This window comes from Paenibacillus sp. RC334 (assembly GCF_030034735.1).
Classification (GTDB): domain Bacteria; phylum Bacillota; class Bacilli; order Paenibacillales; family Paenibacillaceae; genus Paenibacillus; species Paenibacillus terrae_A.
The window spans coordinates 381,842-401,270 of record NZ_CP125370.1 but is presented as its reverse complement, the minus strand read 5'-3'; the positions used below and the strand labels follow the sequence as shown (position 1 = coordinate 401,270).

Below are 19,429 nucleotides of genomic sequence, written 5' to 3'. Positions count from 1 at the left end.
GAGGTATTACATCATGAGGACACTTGAGATCGCTGTGCTGCTGGTCAGCTTGGCCGCCGCAGGCGTTATTGTGTTTAGAAAAAGAGAAAGGCGGCTGGATACAGCCGTATTATCTTCCCTCGTATTGGTCGTACTGCTGCATGGAAATATGGATCATTTTCGCTTGCAAATGCTTCCGACCTATCTTGTTGCATGGATACTGATCCTCGGATTTATCCTTAGAATCATCAAGCCCCAAGCTAAAGAACGTCTCCAAACTCGAAAAAATATATATATGAAAAAGGGGCTGCTAACTATGGTCGTTATGGCTTTAACAGCCGGATCTATGTACTTGACGCATGTATTGCCTGCCTTCTCGCTCCCTGAACCGACGGGGAAATATGCTATTGGCACCATTTCGCAGCATTTGACCGATCAAAGCCGTGACGAAACCCTCAGTGCAGTACCTGGCGACAAGCGGGAATTGATGGTCAATGTCTGGTACCCTGTCGACCCCGATGTTGCAAAACAAAAACCCAAAGAGCCCTACCCTGCTGAGCTGGGAGAAGCCATCAGCCTTGTATTCGGAATACCGAAGCAGCTATTCAGTTACCTCACAACGATTCCTACGCATGTCGTCCAAGGTGCGGAGATATCAAACGCTGAGGCAAAATATCCGGTGCTGCTGTTCTCACCCGGCGTCCGTTCTACCCGTTTCCAGAGCATGACGGCTGTGGAGGAACTCGTGAGTCATGGCTATATTGTAGTGGGCATGGATCATCCCTACTCTTCAGCTAAAGTTTCCTTCCCTGATGGTCGGGTCATTCCCTACACGCCGGAGCCCGAATTCCCGACATCGGCTGAGCTATATGAAAATAACGTAAAGGGTGTCAGCATTCGCGCAGCCGATTCCCGATTCGTGCTGGACACGCTTACGACATGGAATACACAAGATCCTAACGGATTGCTCGAAGGCAAGCTGGATCTGGAGCATGTGGGCATATTCGGACACTCCTACGGCGGGGCGACAACAGCTGAAACCTTGGCGCAGGACCAGCGTTTTAAAGCGGGTGTCAGCCTGGAGGGTGGATTCTGGGGAACCGTCGCCCATACCGGATTGCAGCAGCCCTTCATGTATATGATGACAGGAACCACGGCCGAGAGCTTAAAACCGTCGGTTACGAAAAAAGATAAAGTCTTTTATACGGAATTTGCCCCCGATCTAAAGTCTGTCATGACCAAAAGTCAAAATGATACCTATTATTTGACGGTTGATAAGCTCTTCCATCAGAGCTTTACGGATCTGGCCCTGATTTCACCCTCTCTTTTTGCTAAAAATATAGACCCTGTGCATAATATTGATATTACGAGATCGTATGTACGAGCCTTTTTCGACCAATATCTTAAAGGTGAACAGCAGCCGCTATTAAAAGGCGCTTCGCCTGAATATCCCGAGGTGTCGTTCGATCCAACGTATACGAAAAAGAGATCATAGCTGTTTCTGATATAAAAGTAGCGATTTTACTAGAAAATCGGAGGTTCAGGCATGGAGGGAATGACACGGGGCGAGCTGTCACAGCGTACCGGATTGAGCATGGCAACCATTCGTTATTACGAGAATAGTGGTGTTTTGCCTGCTCCCAAGCGGGCTGCGAATGGATACCGCATATATACGGATGACTATCTGGTAAAGATCAAGTTTATTAAAGATGCCAAATCATTAGGGTATTCACTTAGGGAAATACAAGAAACGCTCCAACTGCTCAGTCAGGAGATGGACGAAGACACATTGAGGGAAATTGTTCAAAAAAAGATTGTTGAGATTGAAGCCCACATAGACACGCTGCACACCCTGCAATCGTTACTGCTGGGCTTGCTTAAAGCCCCTCAGACCGATATCCAAAACTATTTGAAATCATTTCATATCCCTGAATAAAAAACACAGTATAAAGAAACTTATTTACAAATTGTTCGTCTATATCCATGGAATTATTTTCTATAAAATGAAACCCATAAAGGAGCATTGAAATGAAAAAAAAGTTAGCATTAGCTTTACTACTGTTATGTACTGCATTCACAATGACGAGCACAGGCTTCGCATCTAGCAACACGCCAACTCTTGAAGTTTCTCAAACACCTCTCGATTATAATATGGTTATACCTGAAAGTGACGGGAACTTTCATGATGGCTTGCTATTTGCGGAACAATCCAACGGCTCGCTTGTGTACTATAACGCGAAAGGGAAAGAGGCCTTTACCCTTCCCGACTATATTTCACCTGTCAGCGATTTTAACGAGCAACGTGCGCTGGTTAAAAACAATAAAACGAATCTGTACGGCTTCATTAACACGAAAGGACAACTGGCTATTCCTTGCCAATATACAGATGCAGGGAATTTCTCCGAAGGCTTGGCCCACGTAATAACAGCAGATACCAAAAGAGATTTCCTCATCGACCGAACAGGAAAGAACGTTACCCGTTTGACGCAAAAATATAGCTCAGATTATCATTTCACATATGGCTTGGCTCTGGTATACAATCCAAAAGGCGATAAAATCGGGTTTATCAATAAAAAAGGACAATTAGCTATTCCTTATCACTATGCCACTTCCCGTGGATTTTACGAAGGGCTGGCTCTGGTTAAAAGCAGTAAAGGAATGTATGGGTACATTGATACGACAGGGAAAGTTGTTATTCCTCTGCAATATAAATCAGGGGGCGATTTCTCCGAAGGGCTGGCTGCCGTGCAAAACACCAAAGGTCAGTGGGGTTTTATCAATAAGCAGGGAAAGAACGTTATTCCTTTTCGGTATACGGATGCGAGTTATTTTAGCGAAGGTTTAGCCGCTGTTTATAATCAAAACGGCAAAGTCGGTTTCATTGATCCCAAAGGAAAATTGGTCATTGGTTATCAGAAATATACCCGAGCCGAGTCTTTCAAGGAAGGCATTGCCCTCGTGGGTGTTGGAACGAATTCTGACGGTAAGTTCGGCTACATTGACCGCCAAGGCAAGCTGCTGACCAAACTTCAATATTTGAATATATCCTCCTCTTTTGCAGATGGCTACGCCGTGGCATCGAAAGAACAGGGTATTGCATTTCTCCTTACCAAGCACTTACCTTCAAAGTAAATCTTATAACCCAAAGGTGCGGAAAGCATAAAGCCGCGCCTTTGGGTTGTTTACTGCCGCTTTCAGCCTAATTAATCGTGCGTATAAAATTTCACTCCTGGCAGGTCTGCCGCCTTCCACGACCAATTGATCGTTTTACTGTTAAAATTAGAAGTGCCTGCCTGTGCAACCTGTACTTCTTTCAATACTGTAATGGATGAGCCTTTAGGTCTGACCACCACCACGTGACCATGACCTGTCTCTTTTTTGATACCGATTGTTGGATAACCGAGGTTGGCCCTTTTTTGAGCGTCGCTGAATGTGACAGCGTACCAACCGGGAGCTTTTTTATTACTCAATGCATCTGCCATTTCATTAGCTATACCACCAGGCAGGGCGGCCGACATCTTCTTCATTACATCTTGTGCAAATTCGTTACAATGAGTAACACCCCCCTTAGGTAAATAATTGGATTCAACATTTAAAGAGTCAATTGCTGCTGCATAGGTTTTGGCGGTTCTTTCCATATTTGTTTCCCCCTAAAATGGTATTGAAGAGATGCGATGGAGTCGCTGTACATCGGAATGGCTCCACATTCATTGGATGTCAGCATCATTTCCCCCCACTAATATAAGTAACTACAGACCTTCCCTAACAACCGCAAGTCAAAATATAAGAACGATCTTTGCTTCTATCCACGTTTCGAACCCCAGAGGACGAAGCTTCGGAGCAGTGCTGACCTTCCCGCCGAAGTTGCTCATGATTTACACTATGAAATCGCCAAGCCGGGCTTTGTCGTCCGCGACGAAAAAACCCGCCAATATTGGCGGGCTCAGAACTAAAAGTTCATATAATCCTTATAAAAATCAACCCCTGCGTACTTTACGGGACAGTAGGTTACCCAAGGACTGAACAACTTGTACAAATACAACAAGAATCACGACGGTAATGAGCGTAACGACCGTATCGAATCGCTGATAGCCGTACGATATCGCCAGGTCGCCAATCCCGCCGCCACCGACTGCGCCTGCCATGGCAGTGGCTCCAATCAAGCCGATTGCGGCTGTCGTTAACGACAGAATGAGAGAACTGAACGCTTCGGGGAGCAAGAAGTAACGAATAACCTGAAAAGGGGTCGCTCCCATCGCATCGGCTGCCTCCAATATGCCCGGATTCACCTCCAGCAGCGAATTTTCGACCAGTCTGCCGATATATGGCGCAATATAGAAAATCAACGGAACAATCGCCGCGCTCGTCCCAATGGATGTATTTACAATCAGACGCGTCAACGGAATGATCGCTACCAGCAATATGATAAACGGCAAGGAACGAACAATATTAATAATCGGATTAAAAATACCGTAAAACCATTTGCTCTCCAAAATTCCGCCCGAACGGGTAATGACCAGCAAAATACCGATAGGTATACCGATCAATGCGCCAATGAATAACGAGATGCTGACCATGAGCAAGGATTGATACAAAGCCTCCCACAGTTGATCCCAGGTTATAGAGGTTCCTGTAATCATCATATGGCCTTCACCTCCTGAATGTTGACCCCTTTGCTCTTGATAAAATCAACAGCCTGCTGGACGGCATGCTCCTCGCCGCGAAGTTGGATTGTCATATAGCCAATGGTCGTCTCTTGTATTTCCGTCATATTGGCAAACAAAATGTTCACATAGACCTCATGCTGCCGAATCAATTCATGAACCACTGGCTCGGAAGCAGACTGTCCGATAAATTCCAGCTTGTAAATCCGCTGTGCTTCTTGCTGCTCGAACGTTTGCAGCACACTATCCGGCACCTTATCATGAATAACCGTGCGCACAAAGCTTTGCGTCGTCTGGTGCTGCGGCTGTCCGAATACCTCCAGCACATTGCCCTGCTCGATGATTTCACCTTTTTCCATCACAGCTACCTTGTTGCAAATCCGCTGAATGACTGACATCTCATGCGTAATGATCAGAATGGTGATCTTGTATTCCTTGTTGATTTTGCGAAGCAAATCCAGAATCGACTGCGTGGTCTGCGGATCAAGCGCCGAAGTCGCCTCATCACAGAGCAGGATAGACGGGTTGCTCGCCAGCGCCCGGGCAATACCGACACGCTGCTTCTGACCACCAGAAAGCTCACTCGGATAGCTGTTCGCCTTGTCAGACAAGCCTGTGAATTCCAGCAACTCTTTTACCCGTTGCTCAATCTCCCGTTTGTTGCGCTTGAGCAGCACCAACGGAATCGCAATGTTGTCGAACACCGTTTTCGACTCCAGCAGATTGAAATGCTGAAAAATCATTCCGATCTTCTTTCTTACCTTCCGAAGCCCTGATGTCGAATAGGTATTCAACTGCTCTCCTTCGACAAGAACCTCCCCGCTGGTGACCTTCTCAAGACGGTTAACCAACCGGATCAGCGTACTTTTACCTGCGCCGCTGAATCCGATAAAACCGAAGATATCACCTTTATCCACTTTGATATTTATATTTTTTAGCGCTTCAATGCTTAAGCCTTTTCTCACATAGGTTTTGGATACATTTTTTAGTTCAATCATTACTTCTAGCTCCTTCCGATCCCTCTAAGAATGTAAGATGTCATTGAGCTGTTTGCATCCCTTTATCGTTAATCCACTAAATCCGAGTATTCTAGTAAGTTTTATAAAGTATACTACTTCGATTTAATATTCATGTCAATATGTGTTTTTTGAGGTCCAACGATTAAACTTTAGCCCTGAGGGCATCGTCATCTAACTACAGGGATTGTCAAAACCCATATTCGTCCTAAGGTTGAGAGCATTTTTTGCATAAACAGGCGTGGTATTGCAGACGCTATGGAATATGCCGAAGCATACACACCTTGCCCAAATGGGACGGAAGCGGAGGAAGTTAAATGAAACGAATATTTGCCTTGTGGCTATGCGTTGCGGTTATGGGGATGTTAGCTGTTTCGGGTGAATCCGCGCTAGCTGCTCAAACTGTTGACGAACAGCCTTATCATTTTGGATTCAAAAAAAGCAAGGGGGGCGAGCTGCCTTCTATCGCACAGGAGGGCTTTATGCACCTGATTGAAAAACAGGGGGGCATCTTTCTCGGAGATACTACCAAAAAAGAAATATTTCTCACGTTCGACAACGGCTATGAGAATGGATATACGCCCAAGGTGCTGGATGTATTAAAGGCCAAAAAGGTTCCGGCCGCCTTCTTTGTAACCGGACATTTTGTGAAGGATCAACCAGCTTTGATGCGCCGCATGGCGAGTGAGGGCCATATTATTGGCAACCATTCATGGAGTCATCCTGATATGAGTACCATTTCTTCGACAGAGATCCGGTCTGAGCTGGATCGGGTACGAAATGCATCGGCAGAGCTCACCGGACAAAAGGAAATGAAATACGTCCGCCCGCCTCGCGGCATTTTTAGCGAAAAGGCATTGGCCTCCTGCCGAGAAGCCGGATATACGAGCGTATTTTGGTCTGTGGCTTACAAGGACTGGGACACAAATATCCAGCAGGGAGCAGACTATGCCTACCAACAAGTTATACGTCAGCTCCACCCTGGAGCAGTCATTCTGCTCCATTCCGTATCCAAGGACAATACCGAGGCGCTGGCTTCGATTATTGACGAAGCCCGCAAGCAAGGATATGAGTTTAAAAGCCTGGACGACCTTAAGGTTAAGCATTACCAATAAAAATAGCTGAATTGGATGAATGGCTAAATATAATCAGCCCGATCCACACTGTGTACAGCAGACAGTGTCAATCGGGCTTTTTGCTTTACAATTAAGGAAGGTAAGGGACCATATACTTATTTTAAGGTTAGCTTATACACCCTTGCTTCATAAGGGCGCAGCTTCAAAGCATGCAGATTCTCCCCTTGCGATGGTTCGTAGTTGGACAGAAGCAGCTCCGCTTTGACGGCAGGATAGCCCTCCTCCTCAGGCCAGTGGAACATCGGGTCATGATCAAAGAAATTCAAAATGACTAGCAGATGCTCCTTCCCCAACGTGCGGGTAAACACATACAACTCGGTATCCAGCGGCAGCAGCAGCTTATATTCACCATAAACGATCACCTCATGTTGTTTACGTAGGGCAATCAGCTTACGATAATAGTGAAAAATCGAATCCGGGTTATGTCTTTCCGCCTCAGCGTGGATGTGCGTGTAGTTATTATTGATTTTCATCCACGGCTCTCCATCGGTAAACCCGGCCGCATGGCCTCCATTCCACTGCATGGGCGTCCGCGCATTATCCCGGCTTTTTCTCCAAATTGCCGCCATAATCTGCTCTTCCGGTTGGCCAAGCTTCCGTTGCTGTTCATAATAATTCAACGTCTCCACGTCCCGGTAATCATCAATCGACGAGTAAGCGATATTCGTCATGCCGATTTCCTCGCCCTGATAAATGTACGGCGTACCTTCGAGCATATGCGTGAAGGTTGCCAGCATTTTGCCCGACTCCACACGGTACTGTCCATCATTTCCGAATCGCGAAAGGGCACGCGGCTGATCATGGTTGTTCAGATAATTCGCATTCCAGCCTTCCTGATGAAGCACCGTCTGCCAGCTACTCATCATTTTTTTAAGCTCTACCAGTGTCCACGGTTTGGGTTTCCATTTTTCTGTTCCCTGTCCCTCGGCATCTATAAACATGTGTTCAAACTGGAAAACCATATTCAGTTCATGTCGCTGATCCCCCACATAATCGAGCGCCTGTTCAGGGCCTAAGCCTGATGTCTCACCGACGGTCATTAAGGGATACCGCTCCAGCACCCTTTCATTCAGCATGCGAAGAAGCACATGCACCTGTTCCAAATTGGAAAAAAGCTGATAGGCCCGTACCAATGTCCGTTTCTCGGGATTATTGGCGTCCGGCAGCCCTTCGGTTTTGACAATATGGGCAATGGCATCAAATCGGAAGCCATCGACTCCCTTTTTCAGCCACCATTCCACCATGCGGTACAGTTCAGCGACCATTTCTTCATTGTTCCAGTTGAGGTCCGGCTGATGCTCGGAATACAGATGCATGTAATATTCGTCTGTAAGCTTGTCATATTTCCACACAGAACCGGAAAAATACGATTCCCAATTGTTCGGATATCCGCCATTTTTGCCTGTTCGCCATATGTAGTAGTCTCGTTTCGGATTATCCTTGGACGAGCGTGATTCTGTAAACCATGGATGCTCATCCGAAGTATGGTTTAATACCAGATCCATCATAATCTTGATGCCTCGTTCATGCGCCTTGTAAAGGAGTTTATCAAAATCCTCCATCGTTCCGAATTCATCCATAATGGCATAATAATCGCTAATATCGTAGCCGTTATCATGATTGGGCGATTTGTACACCGGACAAATCCAGATGACATCAATGCCCAGCTCACTCAGATAGTCCAGCCTGGACAGAATCCCCTGTAAATCTCCTTTTCCGTCTCCATCCGAATCCTGAAAGCTAATCGGATAAATCTGATACACAACGGCTTCCTTCCACCATATCTTTTTAGGCATGATTTCCTCCTGTGGTTTCCCTGTACATCCAATAGCATATGCTCTTAACATACACGCAATACCTGCGGACGAATCGTTGGTGTGACGCGGAAAAGGAAGTTTGAAGCTTGCTTCGACGCAATCGCAGAGCCATGATGAGGCATTCGAATTTTTTTGAAATTTTTTTTAAAAAAACAGGTTGTAAAAGTTACTCTGGCGTTACCTATATATATGAACCGCCCATATCCATAAGCCAGAAGAGGTCCCATTCTCTAAATCAAAGGAGGAACTCACATGAACCATCGTCCCAAAGAGCCAAAGGATCTGATTGTGGAGTCGGCTGTGATCCCGCCAAATATCAATGTGGATGTGGAATCAGCCACCGAAGGGGGAAAGCGCCGCCTGATGCTTAGCGATAACCCGGAGACGCTCACCCCCGTGACTGTACCTGCCCGGCAAGCTACCCTGTGGCATGACGTGGTGCGCACGACAACCCGGACGGTCAAGCATCGCATTTTCGGCTGGCATTACAACAAAATCGACGCCCCCGTCAAACTGGGCATCACTGTAGAGAATAAAAGCGATGCTGCGCTGGAGGTACGTCATATCGAGCGGGCTTTAGAGATTGCGCCTGAGGATGGTAACTGGATTATGGATGTCGGGCAGAATATTGCCAAAAGCTGTTTGGCGGGTACGATGAAGCGCTTGAAGCCGGTAGACCGTCATAAATTCGGCAAAGGTACAGCGCTGCTGGAAGAATTCGAGCTGCCTGAAGGATCGCTGGCCGGATTCACCTATGATCTCACTGTGGAATATGCCGAAGGCCACGGTACGTTGGACTATGTAATCCGCACCGTGGTCAGCAAGGATATACAGACCGACCTGCGCGGGATTCATGCGGAGCCGCTACCACCCGTACCGCCGCCGCAGGCGCATCCGCGCGGTACATGGTCCTTTTCCGAAACAAACGCGCGAATGCCGGAGTACGTGATTGGGCAATGCGCCAACTACCGAGCATGTGCCACCAAAAAATTGAACGGTGAGACTCCCGCCGATCTACTGTTTACCGGGGCTCGCAGCGAGCTATGCCCTGCGCTTGATAATCGTGGACAATTCGGTGTCATATATAACGCTACGATTCCCATCGTTAACGACGGTCACGAGGAACGTACGGTCCGCATCTACGCCAATCCGCGTGGGGGAGCGTTCGCCGGGTCTGTGCGTGTGGATAATCATGTATATGGTATCCCTCTGCTACGAGATAATACCAAGGTATGCCGATTGGCTGATATCAGCGTGCCCCCCGGCAAGTCCAGCTATTCTCTAAGTTTTATGATTGCAGGCAGCGCAACCACGCCGTTGGGCCTGTACGTCATCACACTATAGCTATACTCACGATGACTGGATAGCGAACATAGGGCAAAAATTTTCACAGGATATGGTCTGCGCTATAGTAAATGGAGTTGTCCCAAAGGCTGGTTTTAAACTTAATTGGACAGTCTACGCTTCGTCATTAGTGTAAAAAAAGCGCGAGTCCAAGGGTTATTTTCCCCCTGTAACTCGCGCTTTTTGGATCAGCAGAATAAATACCGCTCTATTTGAACCGCTGGACCTGCCTCGAAGGCATAATGGTCAACTCCGGAATGTTGACATGCTCCGGCTGCTCCAGTGCATAAAGGGCAGCTTCTGCAACATCATCAGGATGCAGCGGCAAAACGCTCGAAGCAAACGCCCGAATTTCCTGCTCGGGATACCCGGCCACCTGCGAAAATTCCGTCGCCACCGCCCCGGGGTGGATCGCAGTTACACGAATTCCTTGCGTACTGGTCTCCAAACGCAATGCGGAGGCTATGGCGCTAACGCCGTACTTGGTAGCGCTGTATAGTCCTCCTCCGGCAACCACTTCCTTCGCTGCAATAGAGGAGACAATGACAACATCCCCCTTGGCCTGTTCCCTCATTGGCTGAAGCCCGTACTTCAGTGTCAGGACAAGACCGTGCACATTCGTCTTGTAAAGCTCCTCCCATCTTTCCAGATCCACTTCTGCCAATGGGCTTCGATACCCGAAGCCGGCATTGGCAACGATAATGTCAAGCCGCCCCCAGCGTTCAAGAATGGCGTGGACCGCCTGCTGTACGTCTTCAGCTTTTTGGATATCGGCAGGTATTGCCATGACCTCGTACAATTCCTCTTGGTGCAAGTCGCGAACCCATTCGTCCAATCGCTCCTGACGGCGTGCCAATACAGCTACATACGCGCCTCGCTCTGCCAGTTTTTTTGCAATCGATGCCCCAATGCCGCTACTTGCGCCTGTTACCAAAGCTACTTTCCCGGCCAGGCTTTCCTTCGCTTTCCAGGATAATTTCAACTCATCCAATATCATGTTAAACCCTCCCAAGCTTATTTGGTTAAAAGCACGCGATGAACGCCCTGACTGCCTCCAGGAGCTGTGCCTATATATAAATATCCGTCATGGCTTACAACCGTGGTTACCCCATAAACCGAGCCTTCAGGATCATGCCAGCTTCCGATGAGTTTACCCTGCGGATTAAGCTCCACAGCAAGCCCATGCTTCACAGGTGCGCTTGCACCGCTGAGCAGCGATTGAGGCAATTTGGCCATCATTCCAGCCAGCCACGGGCTTTTATGCATCTGATCTACAAAGGGAATACGTGTCGTGAAGAGACCGACCCAGAAGTGGCCTTGATCATCACGCGTAATGTTATCCGGAAAACCGGCGAGATTATCCGCAAAAATATCCGAAGTCCCCTTCTTTGGCCCTTTGAGCCAGTATCTGGTCAATTGGTAGTGATACGACTCTGCCACAAGCACAAAATCTTCGTCCGCAGACAAGGCAACCCCGTTCGCAAAATAAAGGCCTTCCAACAGAACTGTCGTCTGCTTGGTCGCCGGATCATATTTCAGCAAACGTCCATGTGGCTTGTTCTCGGCGATTTCTTTGAAGACTACACTGCCATAATTGGAGGTGTCAGAAAAATAAATGGTACCATCTTTGGCAATATCCAGCTCGTTGGCCAAATAGATCGGTGTGCCGTCGACTTGATCGGCCAACACCGTCACGTTTCCGGAAGGATCTACCGATAGCAGCCCCTTCTTAACATCCGTAACGATCAGATTTCCACTTGCGTCAAACATAAGTCCATTGGGCGTTCCTTTGGTATCTGCATAAAGCTGGGCCTTTTGCGGATTGCCCTTTGTATCAATGGCAGCCTTATAAATTTTCCCGTCGGAGTCTCCCGTATATAAATTTCCTTTCTTGTCAAAGGTGATAAATTCCGGAAACTTAGGGGCATCTGTAACAAGCTCTGCGGAGCTGAGTTTGTTGTTTTGTTGCCATGGACCCGCTTGTTCAAAAGAGGGGGCCGTAGGTGCAAGCCATTTTGCAGGCTGGACAGGGGAAGGGATGAGCATAAAAATAACCACTCCCAGAAGGATTACCGCCAGCAGCGATAATCCGGTTCTGCGTACCCATTTACGCGGTTTCTTATTCTTTCTTCCTTGAGAATCTTTGACAGACAAATCAGGTTTACTGGGCATTAGAGTGCCTCCTATGTGATGTGAATAATATTTATATTTGAACGACGATTTTACCGAAATACTGTTTTCCTTCAGCCAAAAGTGCGAAGGCTTCGCCGATTCGGCTGAGCGGGAATACCCGGTCGATGACAGGATGTAAACGATGGCGGGAAATGGCACGATTCATGTTTTCGAAATGTTCCCGGTTACCGACTTGGCTGCCGCGAATCGTCGCAGCCTTCTGCAAAATGCTGGTGACATCGAACTCAGGAATGGTCAAGCCCGATAAGAATCCGACCATGCTCACAGTCCCTCCGGTACGAAGTGCATTGATGGATTGCGCCATTGTTGCCGCTCCCCCTACATCCAGGACATGGTCGACTCCGCCGCCTGTCAGTTCCAGAGCCACCTTATCCCACTCGGGAACTTCCGAATAGTTGATTGTCTGCCATGCGCCGAGAGCTTTTGCCCGTTCCAGCTTGTCATTGCTGCTCGATGTGATAATTACCCGTGCTCCCGCCATCAGAGAGAATTGAAGCCCAAAGATGGAAACACCGCCTGTTCCTTGTAAGAGCACCGTATCCCCCGCTCGCAGCCCGCCGGATTCCATCAGCATGCTCCATGCGGTTAATGCCGCAATCGGCAAGGTGGAAGCCTCCTCCCAAGAAAGGTGATCCGGAATGGCGACGACCCCTTCTTCATGTAGAACGATATATTCAGCCGCCACTCCACTGAGCGGGCCTCCCAGACTGTCCTTTAATACCTCCGCTCTGGTGCTCCCGCCAATGAATTTCTGTTGGAAATTTCCCGCTACCCTTTGTCCAACCTGAAATTTTGTCACCCCTTCCCCCACAGCCACAATTTCACCCGCTCCATCGGATAACGGAATGAAGGGAAATTGAATGCCGATCGGCATTACTCCATTAAGTATTACCAAATCTCGATAATTAAGAGACGCTGCCCTTATGCGGATCAGGACTTCCAGCCGTCCCGGCACCGGTATGTCGAGTTCCGTCAAGGCTAACTCTTCAAAGCCAAAACCGTTTTTCAGTTGCACTGCTTTCATTTTGGTTGTCCTCCCTGTAATGTTAAACTTTTTACCTAGTATGGATACAGTGTATTGCGAAAGAAACACTGTTTCCTATACAATACACTGTATCCATTTGTCTTCAAAACGTCAATCTTTACTTTAAAAATAAAACATGTCGTAACTGCCTCCGGTTTTTTAACGTTCCTTACCAGGTAAAATTGGAGGCAGGGTGGCTTTCGCTTGCCCATAACTTGCTCAGGTGGGCAAGCATAGACCAAAAAACGCGAGTTGCAGGGGTGAAAAAACCTCTGCAACTCGCGTTTTTTTACATTAATGGTGATATAAGCACTGTCCAATACGGTTGAAATTTGCTTATGGGACAGCCCTATTTAAAGCTCCACTTTTTATAGACTACGTCTACTTAAATTTGTTTCTGACTATATTACGCTACTAAGCATAAAATTGGAGGGCGGATTCGGATTCGGCTTACCAAATAAATAACCCTGAGCCAGCGATACTCCTGATTCACGACAAAACTCAAAATCTTCCATCTGCTCGACTCCTTCAGCCAGCACTTGACCGCCAAAATGAAAGGCCGATTCCACGATCCCCGTAATTTGTCGTTGCTGGTCACTGTTACGGTAGCAGCCATTAATTAAACTCCGGTCAATTTTCACATAATCCGGCTGGAGCCGATTCATCAGCTCTGTCGTAGAATACCCTGCTCCCACGTCATCCAATGCCACGGAAACTCCCCCTTTTCGATATTGTTCAAAAATTCGATGCAAAAAATTCAGATCATTTATTTCTTCCGTCTCTACAACTTCAAATACAAAATCCTCCGCATTCATGCACAACCGGTCAATCGTCTCAAAGGTATGATGCAAGCAGTAGGTCGGATTATAAATGGTGGAAGGAAGAAAGTTAATAAAACGTTTGATTCCCGCAGGAAGGCATGTTGCACTTTTTTCAATCGCAGAAATACGGGCCGACCGATCCAGATGAGCGTGTAATCCGGCTTCACGTGCGATTTCAAACAGCCGAAAAGGCTGAAAGGGTCTCTGTGGATGTGACGGACGCAACAAAAATTCAAACCCGATAATGTCCAGCTTGTGGTCAATAATAGGCTGCATATGGCTGGAAAAGCTCTGATCCACAATAACATTCATGACATCTGGATGCTTGATTCGTGCTTGCAGTTGGCTGAATGGAAGCCAATCCTCATACCCTTCGACATGAAACGATCCGGTCACCACAACCTCTATATGTAACAACCATTCCTTCGGCAGACAAGCAAGTCTGTCCATCAATTGCTCCAGCTCCGCAGGACTGTCATAGCGAAACGCAATGCCGTCCTCGCGCCCTTGTTCCTGTTTCATTTGTTCCGACAGCATACCCAAGTTGCCCAGCACTTGAGTAAGCGACACCCTGGAATGCCTGATTTTCAGCAATCCCTGGTCCTTAATAGGTAATATGATGCTGCAATTGCTGCAAGTCATAATGGTCCTCCTCGGAACAATTTTCCGGTTTTTTCACCATTATATCACAAATAACTAGAACAAAAGAACTATATAATTACGTGTTTTTACAAAAAATAAGGTTATTTTCGGCTACAACCTAGGACTTAAGTGTATATTCGACAAAAAATAAAGCCTTTTGCACCATTTATAAATTCAAGTACCGTTGTCCGTGGAAACTAAAAAGCAGCAAGTCTCTCGGCTACGGAGACTTGCTGCTTCATTTTGAATTTAAATGGACCCAGAAACCCAGACTTATTTGGAAGCCTTCGGTTTGGTTGTTTTAGCTGGTTGAGCTACCGCAGGTTTGGTTGCTTTTACGGCAGACTTCGCTGTTGCCTTCGCTGGAGTCACGGTTTCCTTTACAGGAGTCGTTGCTGCATTGGGCTTCGCGCCAGCTTTCAAGCTGTATTTTGCAAAGCCGTCAGCCGCGCTGCCGAGGAATGAAATTTGCTGGTTTCCGGCAAGCACGTCTTTTGCATCAGGCGAGGATTCGAAGGTAACCTTAGTCTCACCGAAAGGAGCAATAGACCAGTTGCCATCCGCAGCCGGATTAATCGTTCCGTTCGTACGGATGTAATCAATAACGACTTGGCGGCTTTCGTCCGGTGCTGCCATCACAATGCGTTTGCCATCCGGATTTGCCAGTTTGGATGAGGAAGCACGATAGTTGTTGGTCGCTACGATAAATTTCTGTGCAGGATCAATTGCTTTCCCGTTGTATTGTAAATCCTTGATACGATGAGCAGAAGGATCAATAACGGTTCCCTTGGCATCATATCGTGCAGGCTGAGTCACATCAATCTGGTACTTCACACCGTCAATGACATCAAAATTGTAGGTAGGGAAATCTTTGTTAATCAGCGATTGTTCCTCGGTTTTCTTTGGATCGATATGGTTGAACTGGCCCGCAGACCACTCCAGCCATTCCTGAATTTCAGCACCGGTAACTTCTACGGCCTGAACCGTGTTCGGGTACACGTACAGATCGGACACGTTTTTAATGGCTATCGTGCCTTCAGGAATGTTGGTGTAATACTCGGCACCGTTTCGGCCACCAGCCTTGAATGGGGCGCCAGCCGACAATACGGGAAGATTTTCGTATTCGGTCCCTTTAAGATGGTTCTGTACGTACCATTTTTGTGCATTCGTCACAATCTGAATGGATGGGTCATCCTGCACTAATGCAAAATAACTGTTAATCGGTGCGGTTGTGGTTCCTACCGGTTGACGAACATAATCCAGCGTTCCTGTATGCTCTTCCTTGATCGCATCTACCAGTTTAAACTCAGGATTCATCTGCACAGCCTGAGTTTTGGGATTCACAACCGGACGCACTTCAGACTGTGAATTTGTTACGTTCCACTCGTATTTTTTCTTTTCCAGGGTCAGGTCAATAATACCTAGCTCCTTGCCCCATGAGGAAGCTTCTACAGCCGGCACACCATTGATCGTTCCTTTATCCAGGTCTACACCGCTCATTTCTTTAAAATCAGGGCCGGGGAAGGATTTATGCGCGTGTCCAAATAAAATAGCGTTAATTCCGTCTACCTTGCTCAAATATTTAACGGCATTTTCCATCATCGGAGTCTGCGGTACATCCTCATAACCTGTGTGTGCCAGCACAATAATAATGTCAGCACCCTCGGTTTTCATTTGAGGAATAAACTTTTTTGCCGTTTCCACAATGTCCTTGGTAACGACCTTTCCCTTCAAATTGCCTTCATCCCATTGTGTAATTTGGGGCGTTACCAAGCCAATCACGCCCACTTTGAGCGTATACTCTTTCCCCTTCTCATCCGTTACCGTTTTATCAAGAATCCGATAAGGGGTAAAATAATTTTTAGTCCCTTGGCCCCCATCATCGTAATACACATTCGCATTTACGTAAGGAAAATCAGCTCCCTTGAGTGATCTTTCCAAAAAGTCGAGACCATAGTTAAATTCGTGGTTCCCCACCGTAGCCGCATCATAGCCCATAAAGTTCATCATCTTGTAGACTGGATGGACACCGCCTTCTTTCTCGAAGGTTTTGCTTCTGGCCATATAATCACCCAGTGGATTGCCCTGCAACAAGTCGCCGTTATCGAACAACAGGCTGTTTCTCGTTTCACTGCGCGCCTGCTGGATCAGTCCAGCTGTGTTAATCAAGCCATATTCGTTCGTTTCCTTGTCCGCATAGTAATCGTAATTCATCAAGGCCGCATGAATATCCGTTGTTTCCATGATCCGCAAATTCACTGTACCGCTATCCTTGGATTCGCTGGCAGCCCAAGACGGAGCGGCTGAAAACACCAGCATGTTACAGGCAACGACTGCTGCTGTAAGCCCTCTAAACCATTTTTTATGAAATATCAAAATATATCCCTCCTCATTAAGATGTAGGCCTCATACACATACTTTTGCACATATATGTAAGCTTTGAGCCCACCATTCCTATTTTAATCCAACGCCGGACAAAAGAGTAGTCATTTACTCCATTTATTTATGAAAAAATAATTAATTTTCCGCAAACATAAAAACCAGCAAACCTCCCAAATAACTCGGAGAATTGCTGGTTTCCTCATATTCTATCCAATTCTATTTCTCCCACACCTGACGTCCGGTTTGCTTACCCACATACTCAATACGAGTCGGATTCACATCCAGAATGACATAATCGGGGTCATCCGGGCCAGAAAACCATTCCTTCAACGAATCATTCCACACTTGTTTGCGGAGTCCCTCGTCAGCCGTTACCCGGACAGTAGCCTCAACCTCCACGACTTCCTTCGTACCGCCAACCTCATAGCCCAGCAGCAGATAAGCGTTTGGATTATCCTTCAGCTCTTCCACCTTATGTGTTTTGCGATCTGTCGCGAGATGAATGTTCAGCCCTTCGTTAAAAAGAGCCATATAGCGCACCTTCGGCTTGCCGCCTTCTACTGTACCCAACGAGCAAAATTTGTTGTTATCCAAAGCCTTTACAATGGCTTGTTCCAGTTGGCTGCGATCCAATGTTTCCGTTTTACCCACGGTACAACAACTCCTTTTCGCAAATTAGAATTCCTGTGAATGCCCATGCCATGATCCGACACCAGCTCATCAAACCATACCTGCGGCAGTTCTGTAAAACAACATCAACCGATGGGATCATGGTCATTTTCAGAACAAAGCTCACAGTAAAAGTGTACCCTAGCGTACAGCAAATGAACCGTCACTTCTTCCCCAATGCTGGACAGACCCGCCTTCTAGGCATATAATCGTCGTAGTAAACCCGAATTGAATAACCCATTCGACTATACAATGCCAGGGGTGCTGGAATCGGCCGGCTGAGAGTGTGTCCCAAGACACTGACCCTTACAACCTGATCTGGGTAATGCCAGCGTAGGAATGCTTAAGCAAGATGCGCCCCTTTTTTCTTATTACGGCGGGCCATCCCTTACTTTGGTATATACAAGCGCAAGCGTCCCGGAACATCGGGGCGCTTTTTTTGTTGAAGATGATGTTGTTGGAACAGATAGCGTCCGGCAGAAGTTATTTTTGTAAAATGGGAAACATAAGCTGTCTGATCCGACGGATTACGGGTAATAAAAGGAGAGAACACAACGATGAAGCGCATGAAAATGTTAAGCCTAGGGCTGATCAGTCTGTGGCTCATGACCCTGACTCTGACCGCCTGCGGCGGAGGCTCCCCCTCTGCACCACAAGGCGCGGCTCCTGCCGCCAATACCCAAGCGACCTCCCCGACCAAGGGACTCAAGGATGTTAAAGTCGTGCTCGACTGGACGCCAAATACGAATCATACGGGACTCTATGTCGCCAAGGACAAAGGATTTTACGAAAAAGCAGGCTTGAATGTCCAGATCGTTCAGCCCGGTTCGGGCGGAGCCGATCAAATGGTTGCTTCCAATGCTGTACCTTTTGGTATCAGTTATCAGGAGGGAGTCACACAAGCTCGTACGCAAGGGGTACCGCTCGTATCCATCGCTGCGGTCATTCAGCATAATACATCAGGCTTCGCAGCCCCGGTTGACCGCGGGATTAAGAGCCCGAAGGATTTTGAAGGTAAAAAATACGGCGGCTGGGGTTCGCCCGTAGAAGAAGCGGTCATGAAATCCATCATGGACGCAGACAAGAGCGATGTAAGCAAGGTGAAGATCATCAACATGGGTAATGCCGATTATTTTACAGCCGTGAAGCGGGATATCGACTTTGCCTGGATTTTCTACGCATGGACCGGGATTGAAGCCCAACTACGGGGTGAACCACTGGATATGCTGTATGTAAAAGATTATTCCAAAAGTCTGGATTACTATACACCCGTCATCGTGAGCAACGAACAGACCATTAAAAATGATCCCGAACTGGTCAAGGCCTTCATGGACGCGACCGCCCAAGGCTATGAATATACCATCGCTCACCCGGAAGAAGCCGCAGACATCTTGACCAAAGCGGTTCCGGAACTGGATAAAAAGCTGGTACTCGCCAGCCAAAAATGGCTAAGCCCGCGTTATCAGGACGATGCCGCCCAATGGGGCGTACAAAAAACGGAAGTATGGCAAAACTACTCCGACTGGATGTACGAACGCAAGCTGCTCAGCAAGCCTTTGGAAGTCGATAAAGCCTTCACAAACGACTTCCTGCCCAAGCGTTAATCTTGTAAATCGAACTTGAAAGTACCTTTGTGCCACTACGCAGTCGGTTGATGCTTCCGAAGCGAGCTTCCCTATGGAAGGCTTTTAAAGCGACCGCTAACGCTTGTACAGCACCATTCCGTCCACTTCGTTTTTATG

Annotated in this window: 16 protein-coding genes, 1 pseudogene and 1 riboswitch; of the genes and pseudogenes, 7 read left to right on the top strand and 10 right to left on the bottom strand. The window is 47.3% G+C overall.

What is annotated here, in order from left to right; genetic code table 11:
- Positions 1-13 precede the first annotated feature (13 nt).
- From QMK20_RS01875 to QMK20_RS01865, 3 genes are all read left to right on the top strand, one after another.
- The gene (locus QMK20_RS01875; RefSeq protein ID WP_283654341.1) at positions 14-1,474 is read left to right on the top strand and encodes an alpha/beta hydrolase family protein; all 1,461 of its coding nucleotides are present in this window, start codon (positions 14-16) and stop codon (positions 1,472-1,474) included.
- Between the two features lie 51 nt (positions 1,475-1,525).
- Positions 1,526-1,915: a MerR family transcriptional regulator gene (locus QMK20_RS01870; protein WP_283654340.1), complete on the top strand. Its 390-nt coding sequence runs from the start codon at positions 1,526-1,528 to the stop codon at positions 1,913-1,915.
- A gap of 92 nt (positions 1,916-2,007) precedes the next feature.
- Positions 2,008-3,111 (top strand): WG repeat-containing protein, encoded by a 1,104-nt coding sequence (locus QMK20_RS01865; protein ID WP_283654339.1) that lies wholly within the window; start codon positions 2,008-2,010, stop codon positions 3,109-3,111.
- 71 nt (positions 3,112-3,182) lie between these two features.
- Here QMK20_RS01865 and QMK20_RS01860 read toward each other — a convergent pair whose 3' ends face one another.
- Positions 3,183-3,617 (bottom strand): hypothetical protein, encoded by a 435-nt coding sequence (locus QMK20_RS01860; protein WP_283654338.1) that lies wholly within the window; start codon positions 3,615-3,617, stop codon positions 3,183-3,185.
- A gap of 237 nt (positions 3,618-3,854) precedes the next feature.
- Between QMK20_RS01860 and QMK20_RS27500 the strand changes: the two are divergent.
- Positions 3,855-3,932, top strand: a pseudogene (locus QMK20_RS27500) (CysS/YqeB C-terminal domain-containing protein); the annotation flags it as partial.
- 24 nt (positions 3,933-3,956) lie between these two features.
- On the opposite strand, the gene QMK20_RS01855 reads toward QMK20_RS27500, so the two are convergent.
- Both QMK20_RS01855 and QMK20_RS01850 read right to left on the bottom strand, forming a co-directional pair.
- A complete protein-coding gene (locus QMK20_RS01855; protein WP_283654337.1) occupies positions 3,957-4,622 on the bottom strand; it encodes a methionine ABC transporter permease in 666 nt (221 codons plus the stop codon).
- Positions 4,619-5,641: a methionine ABC transporter ATP-binding protein gene (locus QMK20_RS01850; RefSeq protein WP_283654336.1), complete on the bottom strand. Its 1,023-nt coding sequence runs from the start codon at positions 5,639-5,641 to the stop codon at positions 4,619-4,621. The genes QMK20_RS01855 and QMK20_RS01850 overlap by 4 nt, the downstream gene beginning before the upstream one ends.
- A 335-nt stretch (positions 5,642-5,976) precedes the next feature.
- Here QMK20_RS01850 and pdaA point away from each other — a divergent pair, with 335 nt between their 5' ends.
- Positions 5,977-6,774 carry a delta-lactam-biosynthetic de-N-acetylase gene (gene pdaA, locus QMK20_RS01845; RefSeq protein WP_283654335.1) on the top strand — a complete coding sequence of 266 codons (798 nt, stop codon included), beginning with the start codon at positions 5,977-5,979 and terminating at the stop codon, positions 6,772-6,774.
- Positions 6,775-6,890: 116 nt separating this feature from the next.
- On the opposite strand, the gene QMK20_RS01840 is transcribed toward pdaA, so the two are convergent.
- Positions 6,891-8,591, bottom strand: coding sequence for a glycoside hydrolase family 13 protein (locus tag QMK20_RS01840; protein ID WP_283654334.1), 1,701 nt, complete (start codon positions 8,589-8,591; stop codon positions 6,891-6,893).
- A gap of 273 nt (positions 8,592-8,864) precedes the next feature.
- On the opposite strand from QMK20_RS01840, the gene QMK20_RS01835 reads away from it, so the two are divergent.
- A complete protein-coding gene (locus QMK20_RS01835) occupies positions 8,865-9,956 on the top strand; it encodes a hypothetical protein (protein ID WP_283654333.1) in 1,092 nt (363 codons plus the stop codon).
- A 208-nt stretch (positions 9,957-10,164) separates the two neighbouring features.
- Here QMK20_RS01835 and QMK20_RS01830 read toward each other — a convergent pair whose 3' ends face one another.
- From QMK20_RS01830 to QMK20_RS01805, 6 genes are all read right to left on the bottom strand, one after another.
- Complete coding sequence (locus QMK20_RS01830) at positions 10,165-10,953, bottom strand: SDR family oxidoreductase (RefSeq protein WP_283654332.1); 789 nt, start codon at positions 10,951-10,953, stop codon at positions 10,165-10,167.
- A 17-nt stretch (positions 10,954-10,970) separates the two neighbouring features.
- A complete protein-coding gene (locus QMK20_RS01825) occupies positions 10,971-12,128 on the bottom strand; it encodes an SMP-30/gluconolactonase/LRE family protein (protein WP_283654331.1) in 1,158 nt (385 codons plus the stop codon).
- A gap of 31 nt (positions 12,129-12,159) precedes the next feature.
- A complete protein-coding gene (locus QMK20_RS01820; protein ID WP_283654330.1) occupies positions 12,160-13,173 on the bottom strand; it encodes a zinc-dependent alcohol dehydrogenase family protein in 1,014 nt (337 codons plus the stop codon).
- A 401-nt stretch (positions 13,174-13,574) separates the two neighbouring features.
- Complete coding sequence (locus QMK20_RS01815; protein WP_283654329.1) at positions 13,575-14,636, bottom strand: EAL domain-containing protein; 1,062 nt, start codon at positions 14,634-14,636, stop codon at positions 13,575-13,577.
- Between the two features lie 273 nt (positions 14,637-14,909).
- Positions 14,910-17,012 (bottom strand): bifunctional 2',3'-cyclic-nucleotide 2'-phosphodiesterase/3'-nucleotidase, encoded by a 2,103-nt coding sequence (locus QMK20_RS01810; RefSeq protein WP_283654328.1) that lies wholly within the window; start codon positions 17,010-17,012, stop codon positions 14,910-14,912.
- A 222-nt stretch (positions 17,013-17,234) separates the two neighbouring features.
- Positions 17,235-17,669, bottom strand: a complete 435-nt coding sequence (locus QMK20_RS01805; RefSeq protein ID WP_134911456.1) for a pyridoxamine 5'-phosphate oxidase family protein — start codon at positions 17,667-17,669, stop codon at positions 17,235-17,237.
- A gap of 265 nt (positions 17,670-17,934) precedes the next feature.
- Positions 17,935-18,044, top strand: a riboswitch (TPP riboswitch).
- Between the two features lie 200 nt (positions 18,045-18,244).
- On the opposite strand from QMK20_RS01805, the gene QMK20_RS01800 reads away from it, so the two are divergent.
- Entirely contained in the window at positions 18,245-19,291 is a 1,047-nt protein-coding gene (locus tag QMK20_RS01800) for an ABC transporter substrate-binding protein (RefSeq protein ID WP_283654327.1), read from the top strand.
- Positions 19,292-19,429: the final 138 nt, after the last annotated feature.

What these genes read in the sequence shown, in the direction of transcription:
- pdaA (WP_283654335.1), top strand. Translation starts at nt 5,977, where the DNA reads ATGAAACGAATATTTGCCTTGTGGCTATGCGTTGCGGTTATGGGGATG.
- QMK20_RS01850 (WP_283654336.1), bottom strand. Translation starts at nt 5,641, where the DNA reads ATGATTGAACTAAAAAATGTATCCAAAACCTATGTGAGAAAAGGCTTA.
- QMK20_RS01825 (WP_283654331.1), bottom strand. Translation starts at nt 12,128, where the DNA reads ATGCCCAGTAAACCTGATTTGTCTGTCAAAGATTCTCAAGGAAGAAAG.
- QMK20_RS01860 (WP_283654338.1), bottom strand. Translation starts at nt 3,617, where the DNA reads ATGGAAAGAACCGCCAAAACCTATGCAGCAGCAATTGACTCTTTAAAT.
- QMK20_RS01830 (WP_283654332.1), bottom strand. Translation starts at nt 10,953, where the DNA reads ATGATATTGGATGAGTTGAAATTATCCTGGAAAGCGAAGGAAAGCCTG.
- QMK20_RS01835 (WP_283654333.1), top strand. Translation starts at nt 8,865, where the DNA reads ATGAACCATCGTCCCAAAGAGCCAAAGGATCTGATTGTGGAGTCGGCT.
- QMK20_RS01865 (WP_283654339.1), top strand. Translation starts at nt 2,008, where the DNA reads ATGAAAAAAAAGTTAGCATTAGCTTTACTACTGTTATGTACTGCATTC.
- QMK20_RS01800 (WP_283654327.1), top strand. Translation starts at nt 18,245, where the DNA reads ATGAAGCGCATGAAAATGTTAAGCCTAGGGCTGATCAGTCTGTGGCTC.
- QMK20_RS01870 (WP_283654340.1), top strand. Translation starts at nt 1,526, where the DNA reads ATGGAGGGAATGACACGGGGCGAGCTGTCACAGCGTACCGGATTGAGC.
- QMK20_RS01820 (WP_283654330.1), bottom strand. Translation starts at nt 13,173, where the DNA reads ATGAAAGCAGTGCAACTGAAAAACGGTTTTGGCTTTGAAGAGTTAGCC.
- QMK20_RS01840 (WP_283654334.1), bottom strand. Translation starts at nt 8,591, where the DNA reads ATGCCTAAAAAGATATGGTGGAAGGAAGCCGTTGTGTATCAGATTTAT.
- QMK20_RS01855 (WP_283654337.1), bottom strand. Translation starts at nt 4,622, where the DNA reads ATGATGATTACAGGAACCTCTATAACCTGGGATCAACTGTGGGAGGCT.
- QMK20_RS01875 (WP_283654341.1), top strand. Translation starts at nt 14, where the DNA reads ATGAGGACACTTGAGATCGCTGTGCTGCTGGTCAGCTTGGCCGCCGCA.
- QMK20_RS01815 (WP_283654329.1), bottom strand. Translation starts at nt 14,636, where the DNA reads ATGACTTGCAGCAATTGCAGCATCATATTACCTATTAAGGACCAGGGA.